Here is a 17,130-nt window from a genome sequence, read left to right on the forward strand (position 1 = left end):
CAGGCATTGACTACTTCCCACCTGAAGAATTGAGGTCAGTGGTTAAAGATTTTGCATTCCACGGTCCGGTCGGAGTTGGCGTGCTCAGCCAAGCCTTGCCGGAATCCAGCCCCAGGTTGAACAGACGACGCTCGATATTGATCCGCCGATCATGAATACCTGCCGGCGGGCCGCTGTCTGCCCGGCGTCGTTCTTGCCGCTGGCGGCGCTCCGGCTTCGTTTGGCTATCGCTCATTATTTTCAGATGTAATAAAAATTGGAGTGGGAAAAAGAGGCCGGATTTCCCCGGCCCACCGCGAGTTCCCGTTACTCAGGGAGTTCGCAAAAGCCGGCCGCTTTGCAGGATGTCAAACAGCGTTCACGCCGCCCCGACGACGGGCAACCGTCCCCAGAAGCCCTAGGCCAGCCAGGAACATGGCATAACTTTCCGGCTCAGGCACCACGGTAATTTGCGGCCCGGCAAGACCTTGAGCAAAAAGGGCGGCAACTGCCGGCGCAGAGCCCGCCCCATTCGTCAAATCGTAAGACGCCGTTGATGTCTTGACGAATTTCCCGGTCTTGTCTTGCGACCAGTAATCCAGCGTCACTTTGTCGTAGGCGAAATTTCCGGCCAGGTTAACAAAGCTGCCGTTGCTCGCCGAATAATCGAGACTCGTAATGAATACGTTTTCAAAACTCAAGCGGAAATAAGTCTGACTTGCTCCCCCGCCAACCTGTGTCGTGAAATCAACGATTGCCGTCGCGATCGACTGACCATTCCAGAGTGCGCTCGTCAGCCCGCCAACGCTGGTATCGACCGGATCCTGAGTCCAGAAAAAATCCGAGAAGACCGGTTTTCCAGCGCCAGAGCCTCCTTGGGGCCGGGTAATCGAGATTCCCCAATTGAACGAATCGAACTCAATGGCTTTCTCATGGCCTTTCACGACACTGCTGCCGTCAATGCCATCGAATTTCAAAAAATAGTCATTCGCCGCACTGGCCGACAAACTGTTGACCATCAAGCTTAAGCCGGCAAGCACGGGCAGCAGGAAACGCTGGGGTTTTGCATTGGTATTCATGTGATCTCCAAATTGACTTAACTCAGGGCTGGGGGGAACTGCGTCGAAGCGACGCCAACAAATCCGCATGGAATTATCGCATCGTCATTGTATTCACAAGACGAATGAATACAAGCGCCACCACGAAATCGCCGGGGCGTATAACGCTATAATTCCTGCCCCGAAACGCCGCCTTCCCCCGAGTGTCCACTCCCCGGTATTTGCTCTCCCTTCCTGCCCTGCCCAAGCCTGGCTACCGCATCGACCTGCCGCTACTGGCCGGCTCCGCCGACGCCCTGGCGCTGGCTGAAATCGCCACGCGTCATCCTGGCAAGCTGCTCGCCGTCGTCACTGCCAGCGCCGCCGATGCCCAACGGCTGCTCGAGGAAATTCCGTGGTTTGGCTCCGCCCTGCGCGTCCGTCTGCTGCCCGACTGGGAAACGCTTCCCTACGACCATTTCTCACCGCATCAGGATCTCGTCTCCGAGCGGCTGGCCACGTTGTGGGCCGCCACCCAGGGCGAAATTGACATCCTGCTCGTGCCGGCTTCGACGGCGGTTTACCGGATTGCACCGCCGGCTTTCCTCGCCGCCTATACCTTCGCCTTCAAGAAGGGGCAAAAACTCGACGCCGAGAAATTCCGCAGCCAGGTCACGCTGGCCGGCTACGCGCACGTCACGCAAGTTGTGACGCCCGGTGAATACTCGATTCGTGGCGGGCTGATCGACCTCTTTCCGATGGGCTCGCAACTCCCCTACCGGCTCGACCTGTTCGACGATGAAATCGAGAGCATCAAGACCTTCGACGTCGATACCCAGCGCACCGTCTATCCGGTGCCCGAAGTCCGCCTGTTGCCGGCCCGTGAATTCCCGATGGATGACAAGGGCCGTACCCACTTCCGCCAGTGCTTCCGCGAGCGTTTCGAGGGCGACCCGGCGAAGTCGGGCATCTACAAGGATATTTCGACCGGCATCGCCAGCGCCGGCATCGAGTACTACCTGCCCTTGTTTTTCGACGAAACGGCGAGCATTTTCGACTACCTGCCCAAGGACGCCGTCTTCGTCACCCACGGCGATGCACCGGCAGCCATCGCCGCCTTCTGGAATGACACCCGCTCGCGCTACAACATGCTGCAGGGCGACAAATCCCGTCCATTGCTGCCGCCCGACGAACTCTTCCTGTCGGACGAAGCCTTCTTCACGGCGGCCAAATCCTACGGTCGACTGGCATTTGAGGCCAAAAATGAAAACGCTTCGGGAAAACTGCCCAATATTGCCGTTGACCGCAGAAGCGAGGCGCCTCTCGGGGCCCTGAAAAATCATCTCGCCGGTTTTTCAGGCCGAGTCTTGCTGGTCGCCGAAACGGCAGGCCGCCGCGAAACCCTGGCATCGATGTTCGCCGAGCATGGCCTGAAGCCCGAAGCCATTGCCGATCTGCCGGCCTTCCTCACCGGCAAGGCGCAATTGGCACTCGGCATCGGCCCCTTGCAGGCAGGCTTCGCGCTCGAAAAGCTCGCCTTCATCACCGAGACCGAGTTGTTCGCCGGTTCGCCGCGGCGCACCCGGCGCGAAGCGCAGAAGAAAGCCACCTTCGACAACTGGCTCAAAGATCTCACCGAACTCAAGGTCGGCGATCCGGTCGTCCATGAAAGCCATGGAATTGGCCGCTATCAGGGCCTGGTGCGCATGGATCTCGGCCTTGGCGAGCAGGAATTCCTTGAACTGCATTACGCCAATGAAGCCAAGCTGTTCGTCCCGGTCGCCCAATTGCACGTCATTTCCCGCTACTCCGGGTCCGATCCGGAGAGCGCGCCGCTGCATACGCTAGGCTCCGGCCAGTGGGAGAAGGCCAAGCGCAAGGCCGCCGAGCAGGCGCACGACACCGCGGCCGAACTGCTCGCCCTCTACGCCGCCCGCGCTGCCCGCGAAGGCCACGCCTTCGATTTCAAGGAAACTGATTACGAGGCTTTCGCCGATGGTTTCGGCTTTGAGGAAACCAACGATCAGGCGACCGCCATCGCCGCCGTCATCGACGACATGCGTTCCGGCAAGCCGATGGACCGCCTCGTCTGCGGCGACGTCGGCTTCGGCAAAACCGAGGTCGCCCTGCGTGCCGCCTTCTGCGCCGTGGCCGGCGGCAAGCAGGTCGCCGTGCTTTGCCCGACCACCCTGCTCTGCGAACAGCATTACCAGACCTTCGCCGACCGCTTTGCCGACTGGCCGGTCAAGATCGCCGAAATCTCCCGCTTCAAGACCGCCAAAGAAAGCGCGCAAGCCTTGCAGGAACTGGCCGAAGGCAAGATCGACATCATCATCGGCACGCACAAGCTGATCGGCAAGGACGTCAAGTTCAAGCGCCTCGGTCTCGTCGTCATCGACGAGGAACACCGTTTCGGCGTACGCCAGAAGGAAACGCTCAAGTCGATGCGCGCCGAGGTCGATGTCCTGACGCTGACCGCAACGCCGATCCCGCGCACGCTGGCGATGAGCATGGAAGGCCTGCGCGACTTTTCGGTGATCGCCACCGCGCCGCAGAAACGCCTGGCCATCAAGACCTTCGTCAGCAACTTCTCCGACGGCATCATCCGCGAAGCCGTCCTGCGCGAACTCAAGCGCGGAGGCCAGGTGTACTTCCTGCACAACGAGGTCGACACCATCAACAACATGCAGGAAAAACTGGCCAAGCTGGTGCCCGAAGCGCGCATCGTCATCGGCCACGGCCAGATGAACGAACGCGAGCTGGAACGCGTCATGCGTGACTTCACCGGGCAGCGCGCCAATGTGCTGCTGTGCACGACCATCATCGAAACCGGCATCGACAACCCGCACGCCAACACCATCCTGATCAACCGTTCCGAGAAGTTCGGTCTCGCCCAGCTGCACCAGTTGCGCGGCCGGGTCGGCCGTTCGCACCACCAGGCCTACGCCTACCTGCTGGTCCAGGACGACAAGGCGCTGACCAAGCAGGCCAGGATGCGTCTCGAAGCCATTCAGGCCATGGAAGAACTCGGTTCCGGCTTCTTCCTCGCCATGCACGACCTGGAAATTCGGGGTGCCGGCGAAGTCCTCGGCGACAACCAGTCGGGCGAAATGCAGGAGGTCGGCTTCAACATGTACGCGGACATGCTCAATCGCGCCGTCGCTGCCCTCAAGCAGGGCAAGCATCTGGCCGCAGTCGATCTGACCCAGCCGCTGGGAATCGGCACTGAGATCAACCTGCGTACCCCGGCCCTGCTGCCCGATGCCTACTGCCCGGACGTGCACGAACGCCTGACCCTCTACAAGCGCCTGGCCAACGGTGAAACAACCGAGGAAATCGATACGCTGCAGGAAGAACTGATCGACCGCTTCGGCGAACTGCCGCTCCAAGCCCAATCGCTGCTCGCCACGCACCGCCTGCGCCTGCTCGTCAAGCCGCTGCTCATCCAGAAGCTCGACGCGACCAACGACCAGATCACCATCCAGTTCAGTCCCGAGTTTTCGAAAAATCCGCCAATCGAGCCGATCAAGATAATCAATTTGATTCAAAAAGACCGCAGCTATAAGCTGGCAGGACAGGATAAACTTTCCCTTTTACGCCACTGCCCGACCTTGAACGACAAGGTCGTTGCGGTGAAAGACATGATTCGCCAGTTGAGCAAATGACCATGACCACACATCACATCGACAACATCAACGTCACCGCCTTCGACGAAATGCCGACGCCGGAAGATATCCACGCCCGCCTGCCGCTTTCCGAGAAAGCCGCCAAGACGGTCACCCACGGTCGCCATTTGCTGCGCAACATCCTCGATCGCAAGGACCATCGCCTGTTTGTCGTGGTCGGCCCCTGCTCCATCCACGACCCGATAGCCGGCCTCGATTACGCCCGTCGCCTGAAAGCGCTGTCGGAAGAAGTCGGCGACACGCTGCAACTGATCATGCGCGTCTATTTCGAAAAACCGCGCACCACCGTCGGCTGGAAGGGTTACATCAACGACCCGTTCATGGACGACAGCTTCCGCATCGACATCGGCATGGCCAAAGCCCGCGAATTCCTGCTCCAGGTTGCCGAAATCGGCATGCCGACAGGCACCGAGGCGCTCGACCCGAACGCGCCGCAATACTACGGCGACCTCATCACGTGGACCGCTATTGGCGCCCGCACCACCGAATCGCAGACGCACCGCGAGATGTCCTCCGGCCTGTCCACGCCAGTCGGCTTCAAGAACGGCACCAGCGGCGACCTCAGCGTCGCCGTCAACGCCATCCTCTCCGCCTCCAAGCCGCACTCCTTCCTCGGCCTGACCAATCAGGGTCGCGTCGCCGTCGTCCGCACCAAGGGCAATGGCTACGGTCACATCGTGCTGCGCGGTGGCGATGGCCGGCCGAACTACGATACTGTTTCCGTCGCCATGGTCGAACAGGCGCTCGACAAGGCCAAGCTACCGCACAACATCGTCGTCGACTGCTCGCACGCCAACAGCTTCAAGAAGCCCGAACTGCAACCGCTGGTCATGGCCGACATCGTCAATCAGGTCCGCCTGGGCAACAAATCGCTGGTCGGTGTCATGATCGAATCGAACATCGAAGCCGGGAACCAGTCCATCCCGGCCGACCTCAGCCAGCTCAAGTACGGCTGCTCGGTCACCGATGGCTGCGTCGATTGGGCGACCACTGAAAAAATGATCCGCGACGCCGCCATCATGCTGCGGGATGTGTTGCCCGAGCGTCTTTCCTGAGCAAATCCGCAGGCTGAACGCACACATGAACGCCCAACCTGAACAACCGATCGCCTGTCATCCATCCGTTCGTCGCTGGATTTATCTGCGTGCCGTGCTGATTGGCCTGCTCATCGGCGCCTGGTGGATATTCTTCGCCCCTGACTCGATGATGGAGCATTCGCTCAAGGTCACACTCGGCGTTGTCGCCGGCCTGGTGGGAACTGGAAGCTACCTATTCAATTTGCGCAAGACGCTCTATCCGCCAATAAATGGCGAGATGCGAAAGTAATAGGGGTCAGCTCCTGTTCTTCAGTGATTTCCGGCTGAAAAATGATGGCAGACACGTTGCCACGGTCAACCGGAAAAAATGGCCAAATTCGAAATAAAACCATGAACCTCATCATCCAGGGCGGCGCCCTCCCCACTTTTCTGCTTGAGCGCATAGTCGCCGCGACCGGTGCATCTGGCGTTGAGCCGCGCCCACCGCAGGTCGTGCGCCTGAAAGAGGCAAGCCGGGCAGCGGAGTTCGACGCCCTGATTCCGTTAATCGAAGCCGAAAAGCTGGACTGGGCATTTGTCGAGACGGGCAAGAAGCTCTCCGACTATGGACTGATCTGCTTCGACATGGATTCGACGCTTATCACTATCGAATGCATCGATGAACTGGCAGATTTCGCCGGCAAGAAAACAGAGGTTTCAAGCGTAACCGAAGCAGCCATGCGTGGCGAAATCGACTATCGGGAAAGCCTGCGCCGGCGCCTGGCTCTGCTCGCCGGGCTCGATGCCCGCGTGTTGGCTCGTGTTTTTGGCGAACGCCTGCTGCTCTCACCGGGTGCCCGCGAACTGCTCGAAGCCTGCCAGAACGCTGGCCTGCGTACGGCTATCCTGTCCGGAGGCTTCACCTATTTCACCGAGCGACTGCGCATCGAACTCGGTTTTGATTTTGCCACGTCGAACGAACTGGAAATATCCGGCGGCAAGTTGACCGGCCGCGTAGTCGGTGACATCGTCGATGCCTCTGCCAAAGCCCATCACATCGCTCGCCTGACTGACGAACTGGGGTTAAAAAAGGAACAGGTTATTGCCTGCGGTGATGGTGCCAACGACCTTCTGATGATGGCCCAGGCCGGGTTGTCGGTGGCATTTCATGCCAAGCCGGCAACCCGGGCCAAGGCCGATGTGGCGATCAACTTTGGCGGTCTGGACGCACTGCTCAAGCTGTTCGACGACGAATAATAACGGCTTCTAGATTTCCGGACACCACACTTCGGGTGGCGCCAGCTTTTCGTAGGCGGCATTGGCTGACAGGAATACCTCGCCAGTCAGCGCACTCCACAGCGCGGACTTCATCAGCCTGTCCTGAACCGGGCCTTTGACCTCGGCCAGATGCAACTTGATGCCGCGCTCGGCAAGATCCTGATTGATTTCGCCGAAAACCTCGACTGCCGTCGTGTCGAGCAGGTTGACGCCGCTCATTACCAGCACCAGATCATGGGCATCGGCGACGCGTTCCAGTTCCTGAGTCAAGCGTTGCTCGACAGCGCCCAGATTGCCGAAGAATAGTCGCTCGTCTATGCGAACAAATAGCACCCCGGGCAGCGTCTCGACCGCGTAACGGGCGACATTGCGAAAATGCTCGGTACCTGGCATCCGCCCGACGACCGCGATATGGGGGACACTGGTGCGAAACAACAACGTCGCCATCGACAGCACGATACCCATGCCGATCCCCGCCTCCAGGCCAAAGAGCAATACGCCACCGGCGGTGCACAACAAGGCCAGCGCATCGGCCCGGTCGTAGGACCAGGCCTGGCGGAGCGCCTGCAGGTCGATCATCGAGATTGCGGCCATCATGATGTTGGCAGCCAGTACAGCCAGCGGCAGGCGCTCGAACCACTGCGCAGCACCAGCCACGACGCCGATCATGGCGAGCGCCGACAGAATGCTGGCCAAAGGTGTCTGAGCCCCCGCCGCGACATTTATGGCCGAACGCGACAGGCCACCACCAACCGGCATGCCGCCGTAAAACCCCGCCACGACATTGGCCGCGCCGAGGCCAACCAGTTCGGCATTCGGATCGATCCGCTCACGCCGCTTGATGGCCAGCGCCTGGGCCATGGTGATGCTCTGCACCATGCCGATCAGCATCATCACGAAGGCCGGCAACAGCAGGCGATGCACGGTGTCGAGGCTAGGTACGAAGAAGGTGAAGCCGGGCAGGCCCGCCACCACCGAGCCGACTACGGCAACGCCCTGGCTACGGTCAAGATCCGCTTCGATAACGACCAGCGTACCGACAATGACGACGACCAGCGGCATCACGCGCACAATGAAGGCGGCTCGCGCCTTGCTCAGGCCGGCGCGGACCAGCCAGCCGGCGAATGCCAGGCGAACGACGGCAAGGATGGCGAAGGCGAGCACCCCGATGACCAAGGTCGGCAAATGCGCCTGTGGCAGTTTTTCAAGCAGGTCAAGCAGCAGGTCACCGCTGTTCAACCCGTGCGGTACGACTCCGGTCAGATATTTCAGCTGGCTGATGATGATCAACACGGCCGAACCCGAAATGAAGCCGCTGATCACCGGCCGGCTGAGCAGTTGTGACAAGAAACCCAGGCGTAGCGCACCGCAGGCCAGCAGCATCAGCCCGGAAAGCAGCGACAGCGCGGCGGCCAACATGATGTAGAGCGATGAACCAGGGGGCGCAATCGGACTCAGGACTGAATAGGTCATGATCGCGGTAATGGCCACCGGCCCGACCGCCTGCACCATGCTGCTACCGAGCAGCGCGTAGGCAATCACCGGGAAGATGCTGACATACAAGCCGAGTTGCGGTGGCAGGCCGGCCAGAAGCGCGTAGGCCAGACTCTGCGGAATGACGAGGATGGTAACAATGAGGCCGGCAGCGATATCCGCGCCCAGCTTGTCTTTCGGGTAATGGGCCAGCCAACCCGGGATCAGCTTAGCCATACGGCTTCAGACTTTCTTGACCAGTTGCCGGGCAAAAGCGGCATCGTTCTTGGTAACCCGCGGCACGACCTGCGGCCCTTGCGCGTTTACAAAGCGTACAAACTCGTCGAGCGCCAGTGGCTCCGAAACATCCTTATCGACGCCCTCGACCCGCTCGCGCAAGACGAAATGGCTGTTACTGGTAATCACCATGACGTAATTCCGTCCCGCACTGCGTTGATTCAGGCGAGCGACGGCGGCGGTTCCACGAGTCGAGCGCATTCCGGCTACTTGTACTTCTTGAAAATTGCCTTGGCATCCAGATGAGCGCGATCCAGCGTGCAGATTGACTCATCATCGTCATGGCCGGTAAAGAAATCGTCAGCCTGGGCGCGCATCACCATCTTGATCGCTGCTTGGTCAGCGATGTCGTATTTTTCGGTGATGAGTGTCGTTACTTCGTCGAGATGTTCTTCGTAGGTCATGGCAGGTCAAATTCAGTAGAAACGTAGAGCGCCTCAACCTTTTCCCGCGCCCAAGGCGTGCGGCGCAGGAATTTCAGGCTGGAAGCAATGCTAGGATCGAGGTTGAAGCAGCGAATGTCGATGATCTGACCGAGTTCGGCCCATCCATACGTGGCCACCAGCCGATTGAGAATCGTCTCAAGGGTCAGGCCATGTAGTGGATTGTTGGCTTGCTTTTCTGACATGGGTGGCAACGTTTGGTTAGTGAAAAACTCAGGCGGGGGCGTAGAAAAGTTCCCGTTCGCGCTGGCAATCGCTGTCGCCCATTTCAAACACCCGGCAATTATCGGGTCGGCGATCATAAATTGTGCAGCGCATGGTGCCACGATCAAGCGCTGCGCACCAGCCGTCATCGAGGCGTCGCATGACCCAGCCGCCCCAATCGTCCTGAGTGGAGAAGCGGCGAGGCACATCATCTCCTTCCATCAGCATGACTTCAAGCTGGCAGCAACAGGCCGAGCATTGCTCACAAGTGATGGATAGCGGTTCGACAGCCAGAATTACGCGACCTCGTCGATCCACGCCTGCTGGATCGCTTCGAGAATTTTTTCACCGCAGTGTTTGGGGTCATCGTTGAAGCCGGGCAAAGCCATCACCCAGTCACGCAGATCGACGAAATTGACTGTCAGCGGATCCTTGTCCGGGTGGGTATCGGTCAGTTCGATGGCGATATCGTTGATGTCGGTCCATTTCATTTGCGATGCCCTTCCTTCGCCATGTTGATGCTGTATTTCGGAATTTCGACTGTTATTGGCGTTGACCGTACGATTGCCTGGCAGCCAAGGCGCGAATTGGGTTCCAGCCCCCAAGCCTTGTCGAGCAGATCTTCTTCGATGTCTTCAGCCGGCTCCAACGAGTCGAAGCCATCGCGCACGATGACGTGGCAGGTGGTGCAGGCACAGGACATTTCGCAGGCGTGATCGAGTTCGATCTCGTTGGCCAGCAGATTCTCACAAATCGATTTACCCTCTTCCGCTTCAATGACGGCGCCATCCGGGCAAAGTTCAAGATGTGGCAGGACGATCAATTGCGTCATGCGTCTTCTCCCATTTTGATGTCGTCCACGTTGCGGCCGGCCAACACCTTTTTGATGCTTTGGTCCATGCGACGATGAGCAAAGGCCTGCGTCTCGAAACCCAGGTCGTCCATGGCGATATTGATCAGGCGGCGATTCTCGCCAGCGATGGTTTCGCGCAGCTTGGCGATGGTCGCGACGATTTTGGCGTTTTCAGCCTCATTCAACAGATGCGGATCTTCCATCATTGCAGCTTCGGTAGCCTCGATCATTCGCTGCGCTTCGACCTGCGCCTCCTTGAGGGCACGACTCATTGCGTCGTCCTTGGCGTGTTCCATCGAATCCTTGAGCATGCCGGCGATCTCGTCATCCGTCAGGCCGTAGGACGGCTTGACGGTAACGCTGGACTCGATGCCAGTCGTCTGTTCACGCGCCGCTACCGACAGCAGGCCATCGGCATCGACCTGAAACGTCACGCGGATACGCGCCGCACCAGCCACCATCGGCGGAATGCCGCGCAGCTCGAAGCGCGCCAGCGAACGGCAGTCACTCACCAGTTCCCGCTCACCTTGCACAACGTGAATCGCCATCGCCGTCTGGCCATCCTTGAAAGTCGTGAATTCCTGGCCCCGTGCCGTCGGAATGGTGGAATTGCGCGGAATGACCTTTTCGGTCAGGCCGCCCATCGTTTCGAGGCCAAGCGATAGCGGAATGACGTCAAGCAGCAGCCAGTCGTCCTTGCCGGTCTTGTTGCCAACCAACAAGTTGGCCTGGGTCGCAGCGCCGAGGGCAACGACCTTGTCCGGATCGAGATTGGTCAGCGGATCCTGACGGAAGAAATCGCCGACAGCCTTCTGGACCTGCGGCATGCGCGTCGAGCCGCCGACCATAACGACGCCCTTGATGTCTTCGACGCGCAAGCCGGCGTCACGAAGGGCCTTCTTGACCGGCTGCAGGGTCTTCGAGATCAGCGTCTGGGCAATCGCCGCGAAGGTTGGAACATCGAGCTTGATATCGACCATTTCGCCCGAGATCAGTCGAACAGTGATCTGCGCTTCCGGGTTGTTGGTCAGGTATTCCTTGGCCTCGCGGCAACGCATCATCAAATGACGCCCATCTTCCGGCGACAAAGGCTGCAGCTTGGCTTGTTCAATAACCCAGCAAAAGATGCGGTGGTCAAAGTCATCCCCGCCCAACGCCGAATCACCACCGGTGGACATGACCTCAAAAACGCCCTTGGTCAGCTTGAGAATGGAGATGTCAAAAGTACCACCGCCGAGGTCATAGACCGCATAGACGCCTTCGGCAGCGTTATCAAGGCCATAGGCGATGGCTGCAGCCGTCGGCTCATTGAGCAGGCGCAGAACATTCAGACCGGCCAGGCGCGCCGCATCCTTGGTGGCCTGGCGCTGTGCGTCGTCAAAATAAGCCGGCACGGTAATCACCGCCCCGACCAGATCACCACCAAGCGCTGTCTCAGCGCGCTCCTTGAGACTTTTCAGGACTTCAGCAGAAACTTCAACCGGGCTTTTGATGCCGGCAATAGTCCTGACCTTGACCATGCCCGGCGCTTCGATGAAGTCGTAAGGCATCGATTCAACGTGGGCAATATCCTTCAACCCGCGCCCCATGAAGCGTTTGACCGAAACAATCGTGTTGCGCGGATCGATTGCCTGCTTGGTCTGGGCGTCAAAACCGACTTCCGTGCTGTTGTCGGCATGGTAACGGACCACCGACGGAAGCAAGGGACGGCCCTGCTCATCGTTAAGGCAGACAGCCATTCCACTACGAACCGTGGCAACCAAAGAGTTGGTCGTACCAAGGTCGATACCGATGGCAAGTTTGTGTTCATGAGGGGCGGCCGACTCACCAGGCTCGGCAATTTGAAACAGGGCCATTTTTATTCTTCCAGCGACGCCAGCGCGTCGTCGATTTCGTACAAAAGTTTTTCCAGGAACATCAGACGACGAACACGATCCGTGGCCAGCGCAAGCTCGCCCTGATCGAACATTTTGCCGAGCTCTTCATAACGGGCGTTGATATCGCCGCGCAGCCGGTTGTGCAGTCGCTCCAGTTCGTGGTGGTCACCACCATCGCGAGCCTCCATCACCGCTTCGCGCCATTCCATTTGCTCCATCAAAAAATCGGTGGGCATGGCGGTATTGCTCTCCGCCTGAATGTCGTGGCCAGCCAGATGAAGCATGTATTTAGCTCGCTCCAGCGGCTTTTTCAGCGTCTGGTAGGCTTCATTGGCATGCGTGGCCCACTGCATCGAGAGACGACGGTCGGCATCACCAGCATTAGCGAACCGATCCGGATGCACCTGCGCCTGAATATCGCGATAGCGCGAATCCAGGTCGGACATATCGAGCCGGAAGCCCGGATTCAACCCAAACAGGGAGAAATGGTCGGCTCGGAAATCCATCAGACGTTAAAGGATTCGCCGCAACCGCACTGATCTTTGACGTTCGGATTGTTGAACTTGAAACCTTCGTTCAAGCCCTCGCGAGCGAAGTCGAGTTCCATTCCATCCAGGTAAGGCAGGCTCTTGGCGTCGACAATGACCTTGACGCCATTGTGTTCAAACACCATGTCATCAGGATTCACCTCGTCGACAAATTCCAGCTTGTACGCCATGCCGGAACAGCCACTGGTCCGCACGCCGAGGCGCAGGCCAATGCCTTTGCCGCGCTTTGCCAGAAAGTTGGCGACGTGTGTTGCCGCCTTATCGCTCAAGGTGACGCCCATGCTTATTCTCCGTGCTTTTTCTTGTAATCGGCCACAGCTGCCTTGATGGCATCCTCGGCCAGAATCGAACAGTGAATTTTAACCGGCGGCAAGGCCAATTCTTCGGCAATTTCCGTGTTTTTGATCGACAAGGCCTGATCGACCGTCTTGCCCTTGACCCACTCGGTCACCAGCGAAGACGATGCGATGGCCGAACCGCAGCCGTAAGTTTTGAACTTGGCATCCTCAATCACGCCGGCCTTGTTCACCTTGATCTGCAGTTTCATGACGTCGCCGCAGGCCGGTGCGCCGACCATACCGGTACCTACGTCATCATCTTCCTTGCCGAAGGAACCAACGTTGCGCGGATTCTCATAATGATCAATGACTTTTATGCTGTAGCTCATGCTGTTTCTCCTTGAGTTTCTTTAGTGTGCAGCCCATTGAACGGTACTCAGGTCAATGCCGTCCTTGAACATTTCCCACAACGGAGAAAGCTCACGTAATTTACCAACTTTCGTATGCAACAATTTGATTGCATAGTCTATTTCTTCCTCTGTCGTAAAACGACCGATGCTGAAACGGATGGAGCTATGGGCCAACTCATCATCACGCCCCAAGGCGCGCAACACATAGGACGGCTCCAGACTGGCCGAGGTGCAGGCGGAGCCGGAAGAGACTGCCAGATCCTTGATCGCCATGATCATCGATTCACCCTCAACGTAAGCGAAGCTGATATTGAGATTGTGCGCCACCCGTTGCGTCAGGTCGCCATTGACGAAAGTTTCCTCAATGTCCTGCAAGCCTTTCAGCAACTTGTCGCGCAAAGCACCCACACGTTTGTTTTCTTCGGTCATTTCTTCCCGGGCCAAACGGAAGCATTCGCCCATACCGACGATCTGGTGCGTCGGCAAGGTGCCAGAACGGAAACCACGCTCGTGACCACCGCCGTGCATCTGCGCCTCAAGACGAATACGCGGCTTGCGGCGGACATACAGCGCGCCAATGCCTTTCGGGCCGTAGGTCTTGTGAGCACAGAAACTCATCAGATCAACCTTGAGCTTGCTCAGGTCAATATCGACCTTGCCGGTCGCCTGGGCGGCATCAACGTGGAAAACAATACCCTTCTCGCGGCAGATTTCGCCCAGTTCAGCGATCGGCTGGATGACACCGACTTCATTATTGACGAACATTACCGAGGCCAGAACGGTATCCGGACGGATGGCCGCCTTGAAGACTTCCAGATCAAGCAGACCGTCTTCCTTGACATCGAGATAGGTCGCTTCGAATCCTTGGCGCTCCATTTCCCGCACGGTGTCGAGTACGGCCTTGTGCTCGGTCTTCACCGTGATGATGTGCTTGCCCTTGGTACCAGCGTAGAAATTGGCCGCACCCTTGATGGCGAGATTGTTGGATTCGGTAGCGCCGGAGGTCCAGACGATTTCCTTGGGATCAGCGCCGACCAGCGCGGCAACCTGCTCGCGAGCTTCCTCGACCGCCGCATCGGCAACCCAGCCGAAGCTGTGCGAACGCGAAGCGGGATTGCCAAAGTGCTCGCACAGATAGGGAATCATTTTTGCGGCGACACGTGGGTCGACCGGGGTGGTTGCCGAGTAATCCAGGTAAATGGGGAGTTTCATCGTCATTCTCGCTAAGTCGGGTTGTTCAGACAGCTCAATGCGTCGCAAGAGCGGTCAGTCCCCGCAGGCGTCCGACTGTCACCCGCAAGGCATTGATAAATTGTTCGATCTCGGCTGCCGTATTGCCACCGCCGAGGCTTACTCGCACTGCTCCACGAGCGATTTCCGGGGCTACCCCCATGGCGCGCAGAACATGCGACGGTTCAGGATTCGCGCTCGAGCATGCAGCCCCGCTAGCCACGGCAAACCCTTCACGATCCAACTTGCCGACCAGCGTCTCGCCATCAATATTCGGGAAGGCGAAATAGCTGGTATTCGGCAAACGCGTCACTTCCGTCGCAAAAATATGGGCGCCCAATCCAGCCAGCCCTGCTTCCAGCTTCACCTGCATGGCCCGCATGCAAGCCGTTAGTTCGGCAACGCGCGCCGCGGCAAGTTCCGCGGCAACGCCAAATCCAACGATCGCCGGCACATTTTCGGTGCCAGAGCGAAGTCCTCGCTCATGGCCACCGCCAGCAATTAATGGCTGCAACTCTACTCGTTTGTCGAGAACCAGCGCCGCCGCGCCTTTGGGTCCGCCAGCCTTGTGTGCAGACAGCGTCATGGCGTGAACGCCAGCCGCGTTTAAAGCGCGGAAATCGATATCCAGCTTGCCAAATGCCTGGACGGCATCGGAATGGAACCAAGCCCCGGAGGTCCTTGCTGCGTTCGCTAGTGCCGCGACATCCTGCACGACACCTGTTTCATTATTGGCGAACATGATCGAGAGCAGCTTCGGTTTGTCGAGCAGTGCTTCGGCATAGTCCTCGACTCTTACCCGTCCTGCGCCGTCGACCGCAAGATGCCTGACCTGCCACCCCTGACGAGCTAGCTGGGCGGCCGGTTTGAGTACGCAAGGATGCTCAATGGCACTGACTGCAAGCAGACCTGCATTGAGGCTCGCAGCAGCCCCTTTAAGGAACAGGTTATTGGCTTCGCTGCCCCCACTGGTGAATACCACCTCGGTCGGATGAGCATGGACTGCCGATGCAACCTTTTGCCGCGCTTCGTCGATGGCCTGTCGTGCCCGCCGACCATATTCGTGGCGGCTCGACGCGTTGCCGAACTGACTTTCAAGCCAGGGCAACATCGCTGCCAGCACCGTCGGGTCGAGCGGTGTCGTGGCATTGTGGTCGAGATAAATGGGGCTAAACATCGTATTGCGCTCAGGCAACCGCCGGCAACTTGTCGCGCCCGGCACGACCACGCGGCTGCGGACCAAGTCTGCGTTTATCCTCAAGCACGATCGCACCGGGAGCACGCTTTGCCTTTTCACGCTCGACGAGTTCAGCGAGCGATACAGAAGCAAGGTAGTCAAACATTCTTGTATTCAGCGTTGTCCACAGATCATGCGTCATGCAACGGTGTTCATCATGGCAGTTCTCGCGACCACCACATTGGGTGGCATCGAGTTGTTCGTCGACCGCACGAATAATGTCGGCAACGGCAACCTGATCGAACGGACGAGCAATGCAATAGCCGCCTCCAGGACCGCGTACACTATCGACCAATTTGTGGCGACGCAATTTGCCAAACAACTGCTCCAGATAGGACAGCGATATCTGCTGCCGTTCACTGATGCTGGCCAGCGCCACGGGCCCGTCCTCGCCTCGCATAGCGAGATCCATCATGGCCGTCACGGCGAAACGTCCTTTGGTTGTCAAACGCATTCCGAACCTCTGCTAATAACCTAGTGTTGTAGTCAACTATATCCAAACCAGACAAATTTAGTCAACTATTTTACTCAGGTATTTCGGATCGAATGCATCGGACTGCTCCACCTCTTGATCGCACTTGACGCCTTGAGCATCGAGCTCCTTGACCAGCGAAGCCAGACGTCGATCAGTCTCGGCAGCATGGTCAAGCAACGCGTGGATAGCCTTGGCCAGCGGATCATCCTGATCTCGACCAACGGCGTAAGCCGAAAAGCCCAGCTTTTCAGCCTGAGCCTCACGTTGACGAGTCTGCTCGTTGTTATCAAGTATCCGCGCCGGGTTGCCAACTGCGGTAGATCCAGCAGGCACTGGCTTGGTGACCACGGCATTCGAGCCAATCTTGGCGCCAGCACTGATGGTAATCGGACCCAGCACCATGGCTCCGGCGCCAACAACTACGCCATTTTCCAGAGTGGGGTGACGCTTGCCTTTGTTCCACGAGGTGCCACCGAGCGTGACGCCATGATAGAGCGTGACGTCATCACCGATCACAGCCGTTTCGCCGATCACAACACCCATGCCATGATCGATGAAGAAACGGCGACCGATAGTGGCGCCTGGGTGAATTTCAATGCCCGTCAGCATCCGTGACAAGTGAGCCGTGAAGCGGGCCAGCCAACGAAGGCGGTGCCGCCACAGCCAGTGCGCCAAGCGATGCATGATCAGGGCGTGAATGCCGGGATAGCAGGTAAGCACCTCCCAGAATGAGCGGGCGGCCGGATCGCGGTCAAAAACCGCACGGATGTCCTCACGCAAATACCGGAACATGAAACCTGATCTCCCTG

General features: G+C 58.5%; 21 protein-coding genes. 4 read left to right on the plus strand and 17 right to left on the minus strand.

Annotated features, from left to right (window positions below):
- Positions 1-10: 10 nt before the first annotated feature.
- Both WBK19_RS05415 and WBK19_RS05420 read right to left on the minus strand, forming a co-directional pair.
- Positions 11-235, minus strand: coding sequence for a hypothetical protein (locus WBK19_RS05415; RefSeq protein WP_511287676.1), 225 nt, complete (start codon positions 233-235; stop codon positions 11-13).
- 112 nt (positions 236-347) lie between these two features.
- Positions 348-1,058: an Hcp family type VI secretion system effector gene (locus tag WBK19_RS05420; protein WP_511287678.1), complete on the minus strand. Its 711-nt coding sequence runs from the start codon at positions 1,056-1,058 to the stop codon at positions 348-350.
- A gap of 182 nt (positions 1,059-1,240) precedes the next feature.
- Between WBK19_RS05420 and mfd the strand changes: the two genes are divergently transcribed.
- The 4 genes from mfd to serB all read left to right on the plus strand — a co-directional run bounded on the left by mfd (position 1,241) and on the right by serB (position 6,975).
- Entirely contained in the window at positions 1,241-4,681 is a 3,441-nt protein-coding gene (gene mfd / locus WBK19_RS05425) for a transcription-repair coupling factor (RefSeq protein WP_511287680.1), read from the plus strand.
- A gap of 2 nt (positions 4,682-4,683) precedes the next feature.
- Positions 4,684-5,757, plus strand: a complete 1,074-nt coding sequence (locus WBK19_RS05430) for a 3-deoxy-7-phosphoheptulonate synthase (protein ID WP_511287682.1) — start codon at positions 4,684-4,686, stop codon at positions 5,755-5,757.
- A gap of 25 nt (positions 5,758-5,782) precedes the next feature.
- Complete coding sequence (locus tag WBK19_RS05435; RefSeq protein WP_511287684.1) at positions 5,783-6,028, plus strand: hypothetical protein; 246 nt, start codon at positions 5,783-5,785, stop codon at positions 6,026-6,028.
- A gap of 101 nt (positions 6,029-6,129) precedes the next feature.
- The gene (serB, locus tag WBK19_RS05440; protein ID WP_511287686.1) at positions 6,130-6,975 is read left to right on the plus strand and encodes a phosphoserine phosphatase SerB; all 846 of its coding nucleotides are present in this window, start codon (positions 6,130-6,132) and stop codon (positions 6,973-6,975) included.
- 9 nt (positions 6,976-6,984) lie between these two features.
- Here the strand turns inward: serB and WBK19_RS05445 are convergent, their stop codons facing one another.
- The 15 genes from WBK19_RS05445 to cysE form a co-directional block, all read right to left on the minus strand.
- Entirely contained in the window at positions 6,985-8,706 is a 1,722-nt protein-coding gene (locus WBK19_RS05445; protein WP_511287688.1) for a SulP family inorganic anion transporter, read from the minus strand.
- Between the two features lie 6 nt (positions 8,707-8,712).
- A complete protein-coding gene (locus tag WBK19_RS05450; RefSeq protein WP_511287689.1) occupies positions 8,713-8,898 on the minus strand; it encodes a hypothetical protein in 186 nt (61 codons plus the stop codon).
- Positions 8,899-8,972: 74 nt separating this feature from the next.
- The gene (locus WBK19_RS05455; RefSeq protein ID WP_511287691.1) at positions 8,973-9,170 is read right to left on the minus strand and encodes a hypothetical protein; all 198 of its coding nucleotides are present in this window, start codon (positions 9,168-9,170) and stop codon (positions 8,973-8,975) included.
- Positions 9,167-9,394, minus strand: coding sequence for a VF530 family protein (locus WBK19_RS05460; RefSeq protein WP_511287693.1), 228 nt, complete (start codon positions 9,392-9,394; stop codon positions 9,167-9,169). Before WBK19_RS05460 ends, WBK19_RS05455 begins: the two co-directional genes overlap by 4 nt.
- A gap of 28 nt (positions 9,395-9,422) precedes the next feature.
- Positions 9,423-9,731 (minus strand): YkgJ family cysteine cluster protein, encoded by a 309-nt coding sequence (locus WBK19_RS05465; protein WP_511287695.1) that lies wholly within the window; start codon positions 9,729-9,731, stop codon positions 9,423-9,425.
- A complete protein-coding gene (iscX, locus tag WBK19_RS05470) occupies positions 9,710-9,904 on the minus strand; it encodes a Fe-S cluster assembly protein IscX (protein WP_511287697.1) in 195 nt (64 codons plus the stop codon). Before iscX ends, WBK19_RS05465 begins: the two co-directional genes overlap by 22 nt.
- Entirely contained in the window at positions 9,901-10,245 is a 345-nt protein-coding gene (gene fdx, locus WBK19_RS05475; protein ID WP_226405460.1) for an ISC system 2Fe-2S type ferredoxin, read from the minus strand. Before fdx ends, iscX begins: the two co-directional genes overlap by 4 nt.
- Positions 10,242-12,122 (minus strand): Fe-S protein assembly chaperone HscA, encoded by a 1,881-nt coding sequence (gene hscA, locus WBK19_RS05480; RefSeq protein WP_511287699.1) that lies wholly within the window; start codon positions 12,120-12,122, stop codon positions 10,242-10,244. The genes fdx and hscA overlap by 4 nt, the downstream gene beginning before the upstream one ends.
- Before the next feature lie 2 nt (positions 12,123-12,124).
- Positions 12,125-12,649, minus strand: a complete 525-nt coding sequence (hscB, locus tag WBK19_RS05485) for a Fe-S protein assembly co-chaperone HscB (RefSeq protein ID WP_511287701.1) — start codon at positions 12,647-12,649, stop codon at positions 12,125-12,127.
- Complete coding sequence (gene iscA / locus WBK19_RS05490) at positions 12,649-12,972, minus strand: iron-sulfur cluster assembly protein IscA (RefSeq protein WP_226405457.1); 324 nt, start codon at positions 12,970-12,972, stop codon at positions 12,649-12,651. The genes hscB and iscA overlap by 1 nt, the downstream gene beginning before the upstream one ends.
- A gap of 2 nt (positions 12,973-12,974) precedes the next feature.
- Positions 12,975-13,358 (minus strand): Fe-S cluster assembly scaffold IscU, encoded by a 384-nt coding sequence (gene iscU / locus WBK19_RS05495; protein WP_226405456.1) that lies wholly within the window; start codon positions 13,356-13,358, stop codon positions 12,975-12,977.
- A 21-nt stretch (positions 13,359-13,379) separates the two neighbouring features.
- A complete protein-coding gene (locus WBK19_RS05500) occupies positions 13,380-14,591 on the minus strand; it encodes an IscS subfamily cysteine desulfurase (protein WP_511287703.1) in 1,212 nt (403 codons plus the stop codon).
- Positions 14,592-14,625: 34 nt separating this feature from the next.
- A complete protein-coding gene (locus WBK19_RS05505) occupies positions 14,626-15,786 on the minus strand; it encodes a cysteine desulfurase family protein (RefSeq protein ID WP_511287787.1) in 1,161 nt (386 codons plus the stop codon).
- Between the two features lie 10 nt (positions 15,787-15,796).
- Positions 15,797-16,300, minus strand: coding sequence for a Fe-S cluster assembly transcriptional regulator IscR (gene iscR, locus WBK19_RS05510; RefSeq protein WP_511287705.1), 504 nt, complete (start codon positions 16,298-16,300; stop codon positions 15,797-15,799).
- A gap of 57 nt (positions 16,301-16,357) precedes the next feature.
- Positions 16,358-17,113, minus strand: coding sequence for a serine O-acetyltransferase (gene cysE / locus WBK19_RS05515; RefSeq protein WP_511287707.1), 756 nt, complete (start codon positions 17,111-17,113; stop codon positions 16,358-16,360).
- Positions 17,114-17,130: the final 17 nt, after the last annotated feature.

Source organism: Azonexus sp. (assembly GCF_049652925.1).
Classification (GTDB): domain Bacteria; phylum Pseudomonadota; class Gammaproteobacteria; order Burkholderiales; family Rhodocyclaceae; genus Azonexus.